Source organism: Shewanella sp. 10N.261.52.F9 (genome assembly GCF_041471165.1).
Lineage (GTDB): Bacteria > Pseudomonadota > Gammaproteobacteria > Enterobacterales > Shewanellaceae > Shewanella > Shewanella marinintestina.
Genome location: NZ_JBFRNX010000021.1, coordinates 1 through 15043, shown reverse-complemented (window position 1 = coordinate 15043; position 15043 = coordinate 1). Strand labels below are relative to the sequence as shown.

Below are 15043 nucleotides of genomic sequence, written 5' to 3'. Positions count from 1 at the left end.
TGAATAACAAAATAATATGTGTGCCATGACAAACCAATACACCTCAGATGCTATTGAAGTCCTAAATGGACTTGACCCTGTAAAACGTCGCCCCGGTATGTATACCGATACTTCGCGCCCGAACCATTTAGGACAGGAAGTCATAGATAATAGTGTCGATGAGGCATTAGCAGGGCACGCGAGTCGAATCGACGTAATTTTACATGCCGACAACTCTTTGGAAGTTATCGATGACGGCCGTGGTATGCCGGTTGATATCCACCCTGAAGAGGGGATCCCCGGTGTAGAGCTTATTTTAACTAAGCTGCATGCAGGTGGAAAGTTCTCTAATAAAAACTACCAATTCTCTGGTGGTCTTCACGGTGTTGGTATTTCGGTGGTTAACGCGCTTTCAAGCCGTGTTGAAATCACTGTTAGACGTAATGCTGAAGTCTATGAAATGGCTTTTGAGCATGGTGAAAAGGTTGAAGACCTGCACGTTACTGGCACATGTGGCCGCCGTAATACTGGTACAAGTGTACATTTTTGGCCTGATGCAAGCTATTTTGATTCCGGCAACTTCTCTATAACTAAACTGGTTTACCTATTAAAAGCTAAGGCTGTACTTTGCCCAGGTCTGCGAATTAAATTTGTTAATAAGCAAACCAATGAAACCCAAGAATGGTTTTATGAAAGTGGCTTAGAAGATTACCTTAGAACATCAATTAAGGGCGTGCCAACACTTCCTGAAGTGCCATTTGTAGGCAGTTTTGCGGGAAATTTAGAAGCCGCCGACTGGGCGATAACTTGGCTACCTGAAGGTGGTGAATACCTTAACGAAAGTTATGTAAACCTTATTCCGACCCCACTGGGTGGTACTCATGTTAACGGCTTTAGACAAGGTTTACTCGAGTCTATGCGTGAGTTTTGTGAGTTTAGAAACCTAGTGCCTCGCGGTATTAAGTTAACGCCAGAAGATATTTGGGATCGCTGTACCTTTATCTTATCGATTAAGATGCAAGATCCACAGTTTGCCGGTCAAACGAAAGAAAAGCTTTCCAGTAGGCAGTGTGCTGCATTTGTCTCGGGGATTGTTCGCGATGCATTTAGCTTGTGGCTAAATACCAATACTGAGCAAGCAGAAGCCTTAGCAGACATGTGTATTAATAATGCACAAAAGCGTTTGAAAGCGGCTAAGAAAGTGGCGCGTAAGCGTATTACTTCTGGACCAGCGTTACCTGGAAAACTGACCGACTGTAGTGGTCAAGATCCTATGCGTGGCGAACTATTCTTGGTGGAGGGGGACTCTGCGGGAGGCAGTGCTAAGCAGGCTCGTGATCGTGAGTTCCAAGCGATTATGCCGCTACGTGGTAAGATTTTGAATACGTGGGAAGTCGATGCTTCTCAAGTGTTGGCTTCGCAAGAAGTACATGATATCTCGGTTGCGATTGGTTGCGATCCTGATAGTGCTGATATTTCAGAATTACGTTATGGAAAAATTTGTATTCTTGCCGATGCAGACTCGGATGGTCTGCATATTGCGACCTTGTTATGTGCACTATTTATGAAGCACTACAAGGTATTAGTGGAGCAAGGACATATTTATGTGGCTATGCCACCTCTGTTCCGTATCGATATCGGTAAAGAAGTATTCTACGCCTTAGATGAGGCTGAGAAAGACGGCATTCTTGATAGAATTGCCGCAGAAAAGCGGAAAGGAAAAGTCCAAGTAACACGATTCAAGGGATTGGGTGAGATGAATCCGCTACAACTGCGTGAAACAACGATGGATCCAAATACACGTCGACTAGTGCAATTAACCATAGATGATGCTGATGACACTATGGCTCTTATGGATATGTTACTCGCCAAGAAGCGTTCTGGGGACAGAAAAACTTGGTTAGAAACAAAGGGTGATCTTGCCCAGCTCTAATCGGCAGTTTGTGATTATAATCAGACAAAAGAATAATAATGACGTTTGAAAACTATCGAAATCAAATAGCTGTTGGGATATCGCTACTTTGCGCCCATTTTGTTTTTAGTTGCAGTGCATTGGCCGCAGAGCCAATGATGATCACTGTTTCTAAAGGTTTTGGCTTAAGCTTATATGCTTCTAATCTCGGCGACGCGAAACAGCTCGCCGTTGGTGATAATGGCACTTTGTTTGTTGGCTCTTTCCGAGATGGCACAATTACAGCCTTGGTTGATGTCGATAACGATGGACGAGTAGATAAGCGTTATGTGATAGCCAAAGGTCTAGATTACCCTGAAGCTATCGCGTTTAACGACGGCTCGTTATACGTTGCTGAAGATGACCGCATCTTACGTTTTAATCAAATTGAGTCGCGCTTAAAACGTCCTGGACGGCCTAAAGAGGTTTACAATCGCTTACCTGGCAACAGTAAAAAAAGCCGCAGGGCGATGCATTTCGGCCCTGATGGACGCCTTTATATTGCCATTGGTGCACCCTGTAATGTGTGTGAGTCTGAAGCGCCTTATAGCAGTATTATTGCGATAAACGTTAAAACAGGCGCTACAGAGCAAGTTGCAAGCGGTGTTAGAAAGGTCGTTGCGTTCGACTGGTCTGTGGATAATAACCAACTCTGGTTTGCTGATCTTGGCCGAGACTGGATGGGCGACAATTTACCGCCTGACGAAATCAATAAGGTTGAGTTAACTGGCAGTCATTATGGGTTTCCTTATATTCACGCCACAGACATCGTTGAACCTGCATACGATAAGCCTAAAAACCTAAAGGTCGTTGCTCCAAATTATGAGTTACCAGCACACGTAGGTGCTAAAGGGATGCATTTCTACCGTGGTAGTCAATTTCCTGAGCGCTATCATAATCAAATGTTTGTTGCTGAAAATGGCTCTTGGAACCGCTCAAGTAAAGTGGGCTATCAAGTTGTTATGCTAGAGATCCAAGAAGGCGATGTAATAAAGCGCAGTACAGTAGTTAGCTTTTTAGACGGTGAATTCCCCGTCGCAAGACCATATTCATTGGTCACAGCACCCGATGGTGCCATGTATATATCTGATGATTTAAAAGGCAACGTTTACCGTTTGTTTTATAAAGAGTCAGCAAAGAATCAGTCACAGGATAATGATTAATGAGTGATGCGATAGATTTAAGCCTTGATGGCGTTGAGCAAATGCCTCTCCGCCGCTTCACGGAAGAGGCATATCTGAACTATTCCATGTACGTCATCATGGACCGAGCGTTGCCGCATATTGGTGATGGGCTCAAACCGGTTCAGAGACGTATTGTCTACGCCATGAGTGAGCTTGGCTTATCTGCTCAATCTAAGCATAAGAAATCGGCGCGTACCGTTGGTGATGTATTAGGTAAATATCATCCCCATGGTGATAGTGCTTGTTATGAAGCTATGGTGTTGATGGCGCAGCCATTCTCGTATCGTTATCCACTCGTTGATGGCCAAGGTAACTGGGGAGCGCCGGATGATCCTAAGTCGTTTGCGGCAATGCGTTATACCGAAGCGAGACTGTCTAAGTTTTCAGAGGTTCTGCTAAGTGAGCTTGGTCAAGGCACTGTTGATTGGGGCGTGAACTTTGACGGTACCATGAAAGAGCCACTGGTTTTGCCTGCTCGTTTACCGCATATCTTACTCAATGGTATCACTGGTATTGCTGTTGGTATGGCTACCGATGTACCTCCACATAACGTTAAAGAGCTCGTAGGGGCGTGTGTTGAGCTATTGGATAATCCAAAAGCCGATTTAGCGCGCATGATGGAGTTTATTCCAGGCCCTGATTATCCGACTGAAGCAGAAATTATCACTCCAGCTGCCGATATCACTAAAATCTATCAAACAGGCCGTGGTTCAATTAAAGCGCGTGCTGTTTACACCGTTGAAAATGGTGAAGTGGTGATTACCGCACTGCCGCATCAAGCAAGTAGCGGTAAGATTTTAGAGCAAATTGCTAATCAAATGCAGGCGAAGAAGTTACCTATGGTAACCGATTTACGTGATGAGTCTGATCACGAAAGCCCTGTACGTATGGTGATTGTGCCGCGCTCGAATCGTGTTGATTGCGATCAGATGATGGCGCATCTATTTGCAACTACTGATTTAGAAAAGAGCTACCGCGTTAACCTGAACGTACTCGGTTTAAATGGTCGTCCGCAAGTCAAAGGTTTGCTCCAACTGTTAACCGAATGGCTTGAGTTTAGAATGACTACGGTTAAGCGTCGTCTAGAATATCGCTTAGATAAGGTATTATCGCGCTTACATATTTTAGATGCGTTAATGATAGCGTTTTTGAATATCGATGAAGTGATTGAGATCATTCGTTATAACGACGATCCCAAAGCTGAGTTGATTAAGCGTTTCGATTTATCTGATAAACAAGCCGATGCGATCTTAGATCTTAAATTGCGTCACTTAGCTAAACTTGAAGAGTTTAAGATTAAGTCTGAGCAAAGTGAGCTTGAAGCTGAGCGCGATAAGTTAGAGTTATTGTTAAGCTCTGAACGTCGAATGAAAACGCTTATTAAGAAAGAACTTATCCGTGATGGTGAAGATTACGGTGATGAGCGTCGCTCGCCTTTGGTTGAGCGCAGCGAATCACGAGCGCTAACCGAGCAAGAGCTAGTACCGGCAGAATCGGTGACCGTTGTGCTTTCTGAAAAAGGCTGGGTGCGCAGCGCTAAAGGTCATGACGTAGATGGTCAGAACCTGTCATATAAATCAGGTGATAGCTTCTTACGTTCTGCGCAAGGGCGCAGTAATCAGCCAAGTGTGTTTATTGACACATCGGGTAGGGCATTTGCCACTGAAACCCATACTCTACCATCTGCCCGATCCCAAGGTGAGCCTATCACTACTCGCTTTAATTTAGCGCCTGGTGCGACGATGGAGCATGTCTTGCTGTCTGATGAGGAGCAATGCTACTTATTAGCCTCTGATGCTGGCTACGGCTTTATTTGCGCCAATAAAGACATGGTGTCGCGTAACAAGGCGGGTAAAGCACTTCTGAGTCTACCAGCTAATGCAAAAGTGTTATTGCCAAGAAAAGTCGATCAATCAAAACCGAGTTCGATTTTGGCCATTACCAACGAAGGTAGAATGTTGTTGTTTTCACTTGATGCATTGCCGCAGCTATCTAAAGGTAAAGGCAACAAGATCATCGGTATTCCTACTGAGCGCGCTAAAAATCGAGAAGAATGGTTGCTGCACTTGAATGTGATCCCTGAAGATATGTCTGTCACCTTGTGGGCAGGTAAACGTAAGCTAACCCTTAAACCGAGTGACCTAGAGCATTATCGAGGTGAGCGTGGTCGTCGTGGTGCTAAATTGCCGCGAGGACTACAGCGTGTCGATAGCGTTGAGCTTGGTGACGGTGAACCCGCCGTTTAACGAGCTATCTTAGCAATAAAAAATGCAGCCATTAGGCTGCATTTTTTATTGGGTCAGATTTGGCTAGTTATACTTATTGGTATTAAGCCACTTCATAAAAGTTGGGTTCGATATCAACTTGTCTTTGGATGATCTGGGTTGCCATTTTGGCACATTTACCACATTGGTCCGCAACACCAAGACGTTTTTTAACGTCGGCAAGTGACATATCACCTTGTCTAACTGCTTCTTTGATTTGCGTATCAGTAATTGCGTGACAAAGACAAACGTACATTAAATATCATCTCTAAATCGAATATAGCCGAAGTATAAATGAAAATAATTCTCAATGCTAATAACGGCTAGATATAATTATGACGTATTTGGTTGCTACTCGTTATTAAAAAGCGTGCCTACATCACATTACTATTGAGGTTGCAGGCAGCTTCATAGAAAAGTTTATACTAAGTCTTAGCCTAATAGCCGCGCTCAAAGTGGACTCTATGAGATAACTTTTCGCCTTTTATCCACTTGTGAAAGTTTTCAGAAAAGATCTCTACTACTTGCTCTGGAAAGCTAGGAGCTGCGATATGCGGCGTAATGATGACATTATCTAGTGACCAAATAAGGTGATCGTCAGGTAATGGTTCTTGGTTGAACACATCTAAAATCGCTTGCTGTTCTGTGTGAGTGACAAGCTGTTGATAGAGAGCGTCGAGATCGAGTACGTCTCCGCGGCCAAGGTTAAATAGCACAACTTCGTCCTTTAATAGTGACAAGGTTTGCGGGTTGAGTGCACCTTTGGTTTCTGGTGTGCTTGGTAAGATGCTAGCAACGGCATCTGCTCGGGGGAGGTAGTGGGTTAGGTTTGCCAATGTGTCGACTTCATCAAAGCCTCTTGTGGGCTTAGCGCCACGATTAATCCCAATAACATGCATCCCAAAGTGCTTGGCTGTTTGAGCGATATGCTTAGCAATAGAGCCTGTACCTAACAAGAGTAAGGTTTGGCCTTGAAGCGTTTTGAAACTACCAGGTAACCAAACTTTCTGATCTTGTTGGGTTTTATATTTTTTATGATCACGTTGATAGGCTAGTAGGTAACCAAATAGGTACTCGCTCATAAGTGGACCAAAAATTCCTCTAACATTGGTGAGCTCATAATCTTTTCTTTGTCTAGGTTTTACGAGTGCATCGACACCTGCAAAGGTCGATTGCATCCACTTTAAATTAGCTGCATGGGGTAATAATGGTGCGGCTAGCTTAGGCTCAGCCAGCCAGATATCGGCATTAAAAATACCTTGAGGATCATCGTCCAAAATAATGGTGTTTGGCAGATGGCATGAGTTTAACAGTTGGCGATAACGCTCATTTTCTCTGGTGAGTAAGAGTAACTTGTGTCCCATACTAACTCCCTATATCCTACATTTATCTATGTTTTTATGTACTTAATAAATGGCGAATCTAATATCTAACCTAATTGAATTTTTGAACTATTTAGGGGCGTTTATTTACCCTTGGTTGACAGAAGTCGCTACTGCAATTGTAGCCTGCTTGCTTGTCGTGTTTGGTGCTGACATCAATCGTTTCTTACGTCGTTATTTTGCAGGACGCTCTTTTTTGCTACGAACCTTGATTTTCATTATTGTGAACGCGTTTGGTTACGGGCTGATTATTATCCATTTAAGCCCATTGTTAGCGCAGTATATGGCAAAAGTACCGACCCATTGGTTGTTTGTATTGGTTGTTGCTGTTTTCTTCTTTATCGGAAGCTGGGCTCAGCGCAATAGGCAAGTCTAACCACTATGTAAGCTACTAATTTAAGTCTAGTTTATTTTACTCGCTTTATACAGTACGCGTGTTTTGCTATTTACTTAATTGCAGCTAAATGCTGCAGTGCTCGGTCGGGATAGTTAGTAAAAATACCATCTACGCCCATCTGTTTTAGCATATCAATATCATCTAGATTGTCTACGGTGTAGACATACACTTTGGCGCCTCTTTTGTGAGCGTCATCCACCATTTCTTGGGTGGTGAAACTAAGACCTAAATGAATAGAATACGCATTGAGTTGGCTAACGACACCAGCCAATTCTAGTGGGATGCCTTCGATTAATGGAGCAACATGTGCATCTGAATATCGCTGTTTTAAGCTCGCAAGAAAAGGGTGATTAAACGATGACATTAGCAGCTTATTGTTATCGTATTCTAATTCGTTGATAAGTTTAGGATAAAGCGCTACAAAAGCATCAAGGCAAGCAAGCCCTTTGAGTTCAATGTTAACTAAGGTGTTGTGGGGCTTAAGCAAAGTAAGCACTTGGCACAAGGTTGGGATTTGCTCACCCCCAATTGTTAACTGGCTTATAGCTGCTTTACTGTATTGCTCTATTAAGCCGTGTCCGGAGCTTTTAGGCTCAAGACGTCGGTCGTGAAATACATAGAGCTCATCTTCAACGAGGTGAATATCAAGCTCAACCGCAGTTGCGCCGAGCTCAATAGCTTTGGCGAAAGCGGCGAGGGTATTTTCAGCAATATAACCACTGGCACCGCGGTGAGCAAATATCTTCATAGCAGTTTTTATACTCTCAAATTAGCTTCTAATTAAGTTTTGTACGTCTTTGCTTTGGCTCGACGACAAGTGCACCTCAAGCTGAGGATAAGCGAGTACTAAATTATTTTCATTTAATTTTTTAGTGATCTGTTTGTGCAGCTTATGTTTTAACGGCCAGCGTGCGCCCATATCTTTAGCGTAAGCTCTTACTTCAAAATCTTGTGTATGTTGACCAAACCCTGCGAACCAAACTTCTGGTTCAGGTGACAATAGTGCATCATCACAGTCTTGTACGGCTTGATAAAGTGCTGCTTCAACACGTGCAGGATCAGAGTCTCTTGCAACTGATACATAGACAATGACGCGAGTAATAGGATCGGATAAAGACCAGTTGATTAGCTGCTCGGTAATAAAAGCCTTATTGGGTACGATGATCTCTTTACGATCCCAGTCAACGATAGTGGTGGCACGGATCTGGATCTTACTCACTGTGCCGGTGAGATCGCGTATTGTTACAGTGTCACCGATGCGTACAGGCTTTTCGAATAGGATAATTAAACCTGAGATAAAGTTAGCAAAGATCTCTTGTAGGCCAAAACCTAAGCCGACCGATAATGCAGCCACAAGCCACTGTAACTTCGACCACTCCATACCTAAGGTTGAGAAACCGCTTAAGACACCAAACAGTACAACCAAATAACGACTTACTGTGGTAAGTGCGAACCCAGTGCCTTGGCTTAGATCTAATCTCTGTAAGATGGTTAACTCAATAAGGCCGGGTAAGTTAGTCGCAATCATCATCGAGAATCCAACGATAATCAGTGAAAGCAACAACGACTTAAGAGTGATCGGGATCTGCTGTTCAATACCATTTACTGTGGTGTTGCTTGACCATAAAGTCACACCATCAAGCAGTGAGAATAGTGCGGTATGAGTTTGAGTCCACAAGCCCACAATACTGGCTAAAAACGCGAGCAATAATAACGAGCGAACCAAGCCTAAAGACTGGCTAGAGATAGTTTCTAGGTCGACGATAGGTTCTTCATAAGTATCGCTTTGATCGCCAACACTGACTTCGCCTTTTTCACGTTGAGCCAGCAGTTCTGCACGTTTTGCTTTAGCGCGTTCAAAGGCAATACGGCGACGCTCAATAAGCATCCAGCGCTTTATCAAGTGATACAGCAGCAAGAAGCCTAGACCAAAAACTAAAGATAGTTGTAGCTGTAAGAACATTTGGAATGCGGTGTAGTAATAACCTTGGAAGGCTAAAACTGCACAGGCGAGTGGCATAATAATAAGCATCGCCCAAAGTAATTTCTGGATTAGCTTCTTATTTTTACTGTGCTCCTCAGTGCTCTGTTTATTCGACAGGCTTAGCATGTCTTTGTAAAACCAAAACAGCATCAAGCAAAATAGTATAAACGCGCCACGGCCTAAACTATTACGTACAAGCGAGGTATCTATTACTTCCGTAAAAGCCATGATAGCAAAGAATGGTGTTGCCATAATCGTAAATTTTTTAAAGCGATCTAGCCCTGATCTAACAAGTGATTTCGGCGCCTTAAAGTGGTTGATTAATAAGCCTCTATCTAATGCTAGCAAGAAGATGAAGCGATATAACTGGTACAAAATACCCGACGCCATAATCCCCATACCGATAGCGGAAACAAAATTATGACTTGACTGATAAAATATGCCGCCAGCCAACACGATAGGAAGGGGCTTTAGTAGACTGTAACCAAATGAGTTAATCAACACGTGAAATGTATAAATAAACTTATCTTGGGTTACGTTACCGACAAAGGGCAATTCACGACGCATTGCCGACTTAAATTTAGGCGTAAGAATATCTTGGGCTAGCATGCTAATAACAAACAGGATTAACCACCAAGACCAAAGTGAGCTCTGTTCATCAAACGAGCTTTGCATTTGGCTCCAAGGTGCCTGCTGTAGCATCCATTGAATACTCTGATGTAGATCCGTGATCCACAAACCACCAATACTATTTGCATTGGGAACCCAGAAAAGGTGCTCGTTGAGTATGCTCTTTAAGGTTAGATATTGCTGGTTGAGCTGTTCGTAATTAACCCTCAGGTTAGCAAGTTCGCTAAGATACTGATCATAGCTTTGCAGCAGTTGTTGCAGCAGTAAGCCTTGTGACTCGAGTAATTTGTGTTGCAATGAGTTACCAACAGCTGCTTCAGTAGTTTGTTGGCTGTTTAGTGTTTGCGCTTGCTCGATTTGATAGCGCGCAAGGCGAGTATTTGCTATTTCACTTTGAACGGGTTCTTGGCTTGGTGGCTTAGGCAAAGCCTGTAGCATTTGCAAAAAACGCTCGCCAAATGCTGAGTTTAGTTTGATCCAGCCAATTTGCTGTTGGATAGTCGATAGCTGTTTAGCTTGAGTTTGATATAAGGCTTCAGCTTGTTCTTGTTGATTGAGGGTTGAACTGATCTTATGGTTAACTTCTTTTAAGCTTTCACCGTAAATAAGATTACTATCGCTAAGCTCTTGGGCGATAGGGTCATGATTCTTATCGCTAGGCAATAGACTTCCTGCGATCGCCGCTTCGGTTTGTGCTTGTCTTTTCTTTACTATTTGTTGGTTGAGTTGCTCAATCAATAACTCTTGTTGAGCGAGTTGCTCTCGAACAAGTTTTAATTGCAGCTGGTTTAACTCTATCTCTTTTTGGCTGCTTGCTAACAAGGCTTCTAGGGTTTTTACATGCTGCTGATAGAGTGCTCTTTGGGCCGTTACTATATCATTAGCAATTGTTTGCTCTTTGCTAATGCGGATCTTTTTATGCTTTAGCAGTGTATCTCTAGCTTCGACTAAGGCGTTTGGAAGTTCATTATGAGATTTTATCAAGCCATTAATTTTTTGACCTAGACTGATCTCTACTTCTTTTAATTCAGATAAGCGCAGATAAGCCAGCGAAGCTTGTTGATTGATATCTTGCTGTGATGAAGCACTAAGAGCTTGTTTAGCTTCTTCAATTTGCGCTAATAGATTTTGCTTATGCTCGGCATAATTACGCACTAAATCTTCGGCGTTTGTTGCAGTTAAAAGCAGGTCACTCGTTTTATCTTGTAATAGTATTAGCTGTTCTTGTGGGGTTGATTCTGCATTCGTAGGAGAAAGCCCTAACCGTTTTTCAAGCTGAAGAGGATTAGCGTTGGCCGATAGAGTTAATACACACAGAACGAGCAATAAAAAACGATACATGATAAGAGTTTGAGCAAGCAAAAAAGACCTAGTTATAGTAGCCAAGTTATCTTGATAAATAAATCGCTCTAGGCAGTCTTTTTTACGCTATTTGATCTGTGACTTTGTTGAGTCTCGAATAGTGCTGTTGCCACAACTAATGTGCCGCCAATAAAGGTTTTCAGGGCTAAATCTTCATTGAGGATAAGTAATGCAAGCACTGCACCGTAAAAAGGCTGTAAGCAAGAGACTAAACCAACGGTTTTTGCGCTTAATAGTCTTAATGCAGAAGTAAATAGTGCGTGGGGAGCTGCTGTAAAAACCACGCCTAATAAAATGATTAACCACCAAACATTTTGCTCTATGGTATTGAGTTCAACTTCCATCCAAGGTGCAAGAAAGAATACTGCAACAGAGGTTTGGTAAAACATTGCTTGCTGACCGCTATAGACTGAAAAATAACGTTTGTGGAGTAGGTTACGCGCTGTAAATAGCGCCGCGGATAAGATGCCGACAGCAATACCTAAGGTCACGTCGTTACCTAAACTTGCCTCAGGGATCAATAAAGACACTCCAATCAATACCAATATACCACTACCCACATCGGCTAACTTTAGCTTGGTTTTGGTGACTATAGGCTCGGCGAGTACAGTCATAACTGGATAGGTAAAAAAGGCAATCATACCTATTGCTACGGATGACAGTTGCATGGAAGCAAAGTACGTGACCCAATGAAGGCTTACAAGGACCCCAAGGCCAATGGCAATAAAGTAGTCTTTACCTACATTGAGTGATAAAGGTTGCTTACTGACTTTAACGATTAACGCAAGAACGCTGGCAGCAACAACACAGCGCAGTAGAGTAATATCTAGTGCGCTGAGGGGAATAAGCTTGGAAAATAAAGCGGTACCACCAAAGAGTAATACCGCGAAGTGGAGTTCTAACAGTCCAGTCTTTTTACTATCCATGCCTACCTTGAGAGATTAATCTTCGATTTTTGCAAAAGCTTGACCCATACGCGTCACACTTTTAGGTTCTACTCCATCGGCAAATTCATCTAATGCATCTTTTGCAAATAGCATTACCACTGTGCTTCCTAGTTTGAAACGACCCATTTCAGCGCCTTTCTCTAGAGTTAGTGCATTAGGGCCTTCAGTTGGGTAATCCCAAGTGAATACTTTTTTGCCTGTTGGAGGAGTAATGGTGCCAGCCCAAACAGTTTCAATACTCGCTACAATTGTTGCGCCAACAAGTACCATCGCCATAGGACCTATTTCAGTTTCAAAAATGGCTACAACACGTTCGTTACGCGCAAAAAGGCCCGGTACATTTTCTGCTGTTAGCGGGTTTACTGAAAATAGCTCGCCTGGCACGTAGGTCATCTTAGACAAGGTGCCTTTAATTGGCATATGAATACGATGATAGTCTTTTGGGGCAAGGTAGATAGTGGCAAAGTCACCACCTTCAAAACGCTTAGCATCATCAGCTTGATCGCCTAGCAGCGCAAGTGAAGAATAGTCATGACCTTTAGCTTGAAAAATACGACCTTCTTTAATAGGACCTAACTGGCTGACTGCACCGTCAACGGGATGAACGATATAGTCATTGTCTTCGCAAAGTGGGCGCATACCAGGCTTTAATGCTCGAGTGAAAAAGTCATTAAATGTACGGTAAGCCGTTGCTTCTGGTTCAGCGGCTTCGCTCATATCAATTTTATATTGTTTAATGAACCAGTTAATTGCAGCCGTTGTTACAGAGCCCATTTCTGCAGCAGCAAGCTTGCCAACAAGACGAGAAAGCAAATGCTTAGGCATAATATATTGCAGAGCAATTTTTACTTTATCCAATTTGAATATCCTTAAATCTGTCACCTAACCTGTAGGTGCTATCTATTGTTTATGTTGCGACGCCCTCAATGCTCAAAGCCTTTGCTATTTAGGTGCAATGTTTATTTGAGGTTAAATAGAGCGCTGCTTTAACTATGTTTAAACTTTTCTTACCGCATAGACTATTCGTCTGGGCCCGCTCTAAAGTGGCGAGCGTGTCTTTGCTCGTCTAGGCTGGCGATAATACGATGATAGTTATTGTATCTATCCTCTGTTATCTCTCCGGCTTTAAACGCTTCGGTAATTGAGCATCCAGGGTCGTTTAAATGTTTGCAGTCTCTAAACTTACAAGTACCTAAGTAGTCTCTGAACTCAACAAAGCACCAGCCCACACGATCAGCCGGTAAATGCCATAATGCAAATTCACGTACACCTGGAGAGTCAATTAAATCACCACCAGTTGCGATATGTAGTAGCTTGGCTGTAGTTGTGGTGTGCTGTCCAAGACCTGAGTTTTCAGAAATATCACCGGTAATAAGTTCTGCATCTGGCATCATGGCGTTAATCATTGAAGATTTACCTACACCAGACTGGCCAACAAATACGTTCACTTTGTCATTCATTAATGCATGTAGTTGCTCAACACCTTCGCCGGTTTTGCTACTCACTCGATACACTTGATAACCAATGGCTTTATAACGTTCTAATGCAGCATCGATTTCAGGAGCTTCTTCAGCAGTGATCAAATCAACTTTATTCAAGATAATAACAGGTTCAATGCCGGTATCTTCAGCCGCAACTAGGTAGCGGTCAATAATCTGAGTTGTAAAAGCTGGTTTGACTGAGGTGACAATCAGAATTTGGTCGATATTAGAGGCGATAATCTTTACGCCATCATAAAGATCAGGGCGCGAAAGTTGTGAATGCCTAGGATGCACGGCTTCAACAATACCTTCGATACGGCTAGCACCAGACTCACTGGTTAATGCTAAACGCACAATTACCTTATCACCGGTTACTAGGCTTTTAATATTGCGACGAATATTACAGCGAGCAAGATGGCCTCCGTCGGTTTCGACATCAGCATGCTGGCCGAAACGGGAAATAATGGTGCCTTGCTGCTCAGGTCCTAACGTACTGTCTTGTAAATCAGTCGTTTCGCCTGCATCGTGGCTCTGTAATTTCTTTTTTTGGTTGGTCCGCATTCTGCGTAATTGACCATGGCTTAGCGGTTTCTTTTTACTCACGTATTAGTCTTCAATGATAAAGGTGATTTTGTGTTGCTTAAAAAAGCAGTATGATACACGGTCTTAAACAAAAAAGCCTGAATTTAGGCTAACAGGAATAACAGGTCGCATTATGGCTATAGATGAAAACAATCTGATTTGGGTCGATTTAGAAATGACAGGGCTAGAGCCTACCGTTGATAAGATTATAGAAATGGCCACAATCGTGACAGATAAAGAGCTAAATATTATTGCCCAAGGCCCTGTTATTGCGATTCATCAATCTGATGAACAATTAGCGTTAATGGATGACTGGAACCAAAAACACCACGGTGAATCAGGTTTAGTTGATCGTGTTAGAGCAAGTACAGTAAATGAAGAGCAAGCAATTGCAGAGACTATCGCATTCTTATCACAACATGTGCCAGCAGGTGCTTCACCTATGTGTGGTAATAGTATTGGTCAAGATCGTCGCTTTTTAAACCGCTATATGCCAGAGCTTGAGAATTACTTCCATTATCGTAATATCGATGTGAGCACGATTAAAGAGTTAGTTCGTCGTTGGCAGCCAACCGCAATGGATGGCTTTAGCAAAAAGAATACCCACCAAGCTTTACAAGATATCGAAGAATCTATCGCCGAATTGCAGTTTTATCGAGCTAAAGTATTTACTATTTAACCGATCAGTCAGATTATTTGAAAGAAAGGGTTGCAGAGTAGGGAAATTTTCATATAATGCGGCCTCAACTTTTCGCTAAGCACCAACTTAGTGATTATTGATAAAAGTTGAAATGCGACATTAGCTCAGTTGGTAGAGCGATACCTTGCCAAGGTATAGGTCATCGGTTCGAACCCGATATGTCGCTCCAATTTAAAATTGAAATGCGACATTAGCTCAGT

General features: G+C 42.8%; 12 protein-coding genes and 1 tRNA gene. 6 read left to right on the top strand and 7 right to left on the bottom strand.

The genetic code is table 11. The annotated features are described in order from the left end of the window. Positions 1-25 precede the first annotated feature (25 nt). From parE to parC, 3 genes are read left to right on the top strand one after another with little or no spacing between them, the layout of a single operon-like run. Entirely contained in the window at positions 26-1912 is a 1887-nt protein-coding gene (gene parE / locus AB4298_RS13290; RefSeq protein ID WP_220779072.1) for a DNA topoisomerase IV subunit B, read from the top strand. 38 nt (positions 1913-1950) lie between these two features. After that, a complete protein-coding gene (locus tag AB4298_RS13285; RefSeq protein WP_249000675.1) occupies positions 1951-3093 on the top strand; it encodes a PQQ-dependent sugar dehydrogenase in 1143 nt (380 codons plus the stop codon). Beyond that, positions 3093-5360, top strand: a complete 2268-nt coding sequence (gene parC, locus AB4298_RS13280) for a DNA topoisomerase IV subunit A (RefSeq protein WP_371987090.1) — start codon at positions 3093-3095, stop codon at positions 5358-5360. The genes AB4298_RS13285 and parC overlap by 1 nt, the downstream gene beginning before the upstream one ends. Before the next feature lie 82 nt (positions 5361-5442). Here parC and AB4298_RS13275 read toward each other — a convergent pair whose 3' ends face one another. Together AB4298_RS13275 and AB4298_RS13270 are read right to left on the bottom strand one after the other, a co-directional pair. Beyond that, positions 5443-5634 (bottom strand): bacterioferritin-associated ferredoxin, encoded by a 192-nt coding sequence (locus tag AB4298_RS13275; RefSeq protein ID WP_249000677.1) that lies wholly within the window; start codon positions 5632-5634, stop codon positions 5443-5445. 181 nt (positions 5635-5815) lie between these two features. After that, on the bottom strand, positions 5816-6742 hold the full coding sequence (locus AB4298_RS13270) for a D-2-hydroxyacid dehydrogenase (RefSeq protein ID WP_371987089.1): 927 nt from the start codon (positions 6740-6742) through the stop codon (positions 5816-5818). A gap of 49 nt (positions 6743-6791) precedes the next feature. Here AB4298_RS13270 and AB4298_RS13265 point away from each other — a divergent pair, with 49 nt between their 5' ends. Beyond that, on the top strand, positions 6792-7136 hold the full coding sequence (locus AB4298_RS13265) for a DUF3392 domain-containing protein (RefSeq protein WP_249000679.1): 345 nt from the start codon (positions 6792-6794) through the stop codon (positions 7134-7136). A 70-nt stretch (positions 7137-7206) separates the two neighbouring features. On the opposite strand, the gene AB4298_RS13260 is transcribed toward AB4298_RS13265, so the two are convergent. From AB4298_RS13260 to rsgA, 5 genes are all read right to left on the bottom strand, one after another. Further along, positions 7207-7905, bottom strand: a complete 699-nt coding sequence (locus tag AB4298_RS13260; protein ID WP_371987088.1) for a glycerophosphodiester phosphodiesterase — start codon at positions 7903-7905, stop codon at positions 7207-7209. 21 nt (positions 7906-7926) lie between these two features. Further along, positions 7927-11112 (bottom strand): mechanosensitive ion channel domain-containing protein, encoded by a 3186-nt coding sequence (locus AB4298_RS13255; protein ID WP_371987201.1) that lies wholly within the window; start codon positions 11110-11112, stop codon positions 7927-7929. A 68-nt stretch (positions 11113-11180) separates the two neighbouring features. Continuing rightward, on the bottom strand, positions 11181-12059 hold the full coding sequence (locus tag AB4298_RS13250; RefSeq protein WP_371987087.1) for a DMT family transporter: 879 nt from the start codon (positions 12057-12059) through the stop codon (positions 11181-11183). A 15-nt stretch (positions 12060-12074) separates the two neighbouring features. After that, positions 12075-12938, bottom strand: coding sequence for an archaetidylserine decarboxylase (asd, locus tag AB4298_RS13245; protein ID WP_249000682.1), 864 nt, complete (start codon positions 12936-12938; stop codon positions 12075-12077). A 161-nt stretch (positions 12939-13099) separates the two neighbouring features. Further along, positions 13100-14164, bottom strand: a complete 1065-nt coding sequence (gene rsgA / locus AB4298_RS13240; RefSeq protein WP_249000683.1) for a small ribosomal subunit biogenesis GTPase RsgA — start codon at positions 14162-14164, stop codon at positions 13100-13102. Positions 14165-14276: 112 nt separating this feature from the next. Between rsgA and orn the strand changes: the two genes are divergently transcribed. Beyond that, positions 14277-14822: an oligoribonuclease gene (gene orn, locus AB4298_RS13235; protein ID WP_249000684.1), complete on the top strand. Its 546-nt coding sequence runs from the start codon at positions 14277-14279 to the stop codon at positions 14820-14822. A 114-nt stretch (positions 14823-14936) separates the two neighbouring features. Next, positions 14937-15012: transfer RNA gene (locus AB4298_RS13230), tRNA-Gly, on the top strand. Positions 15013-15043: the final 31 nt, after the last annotated feature.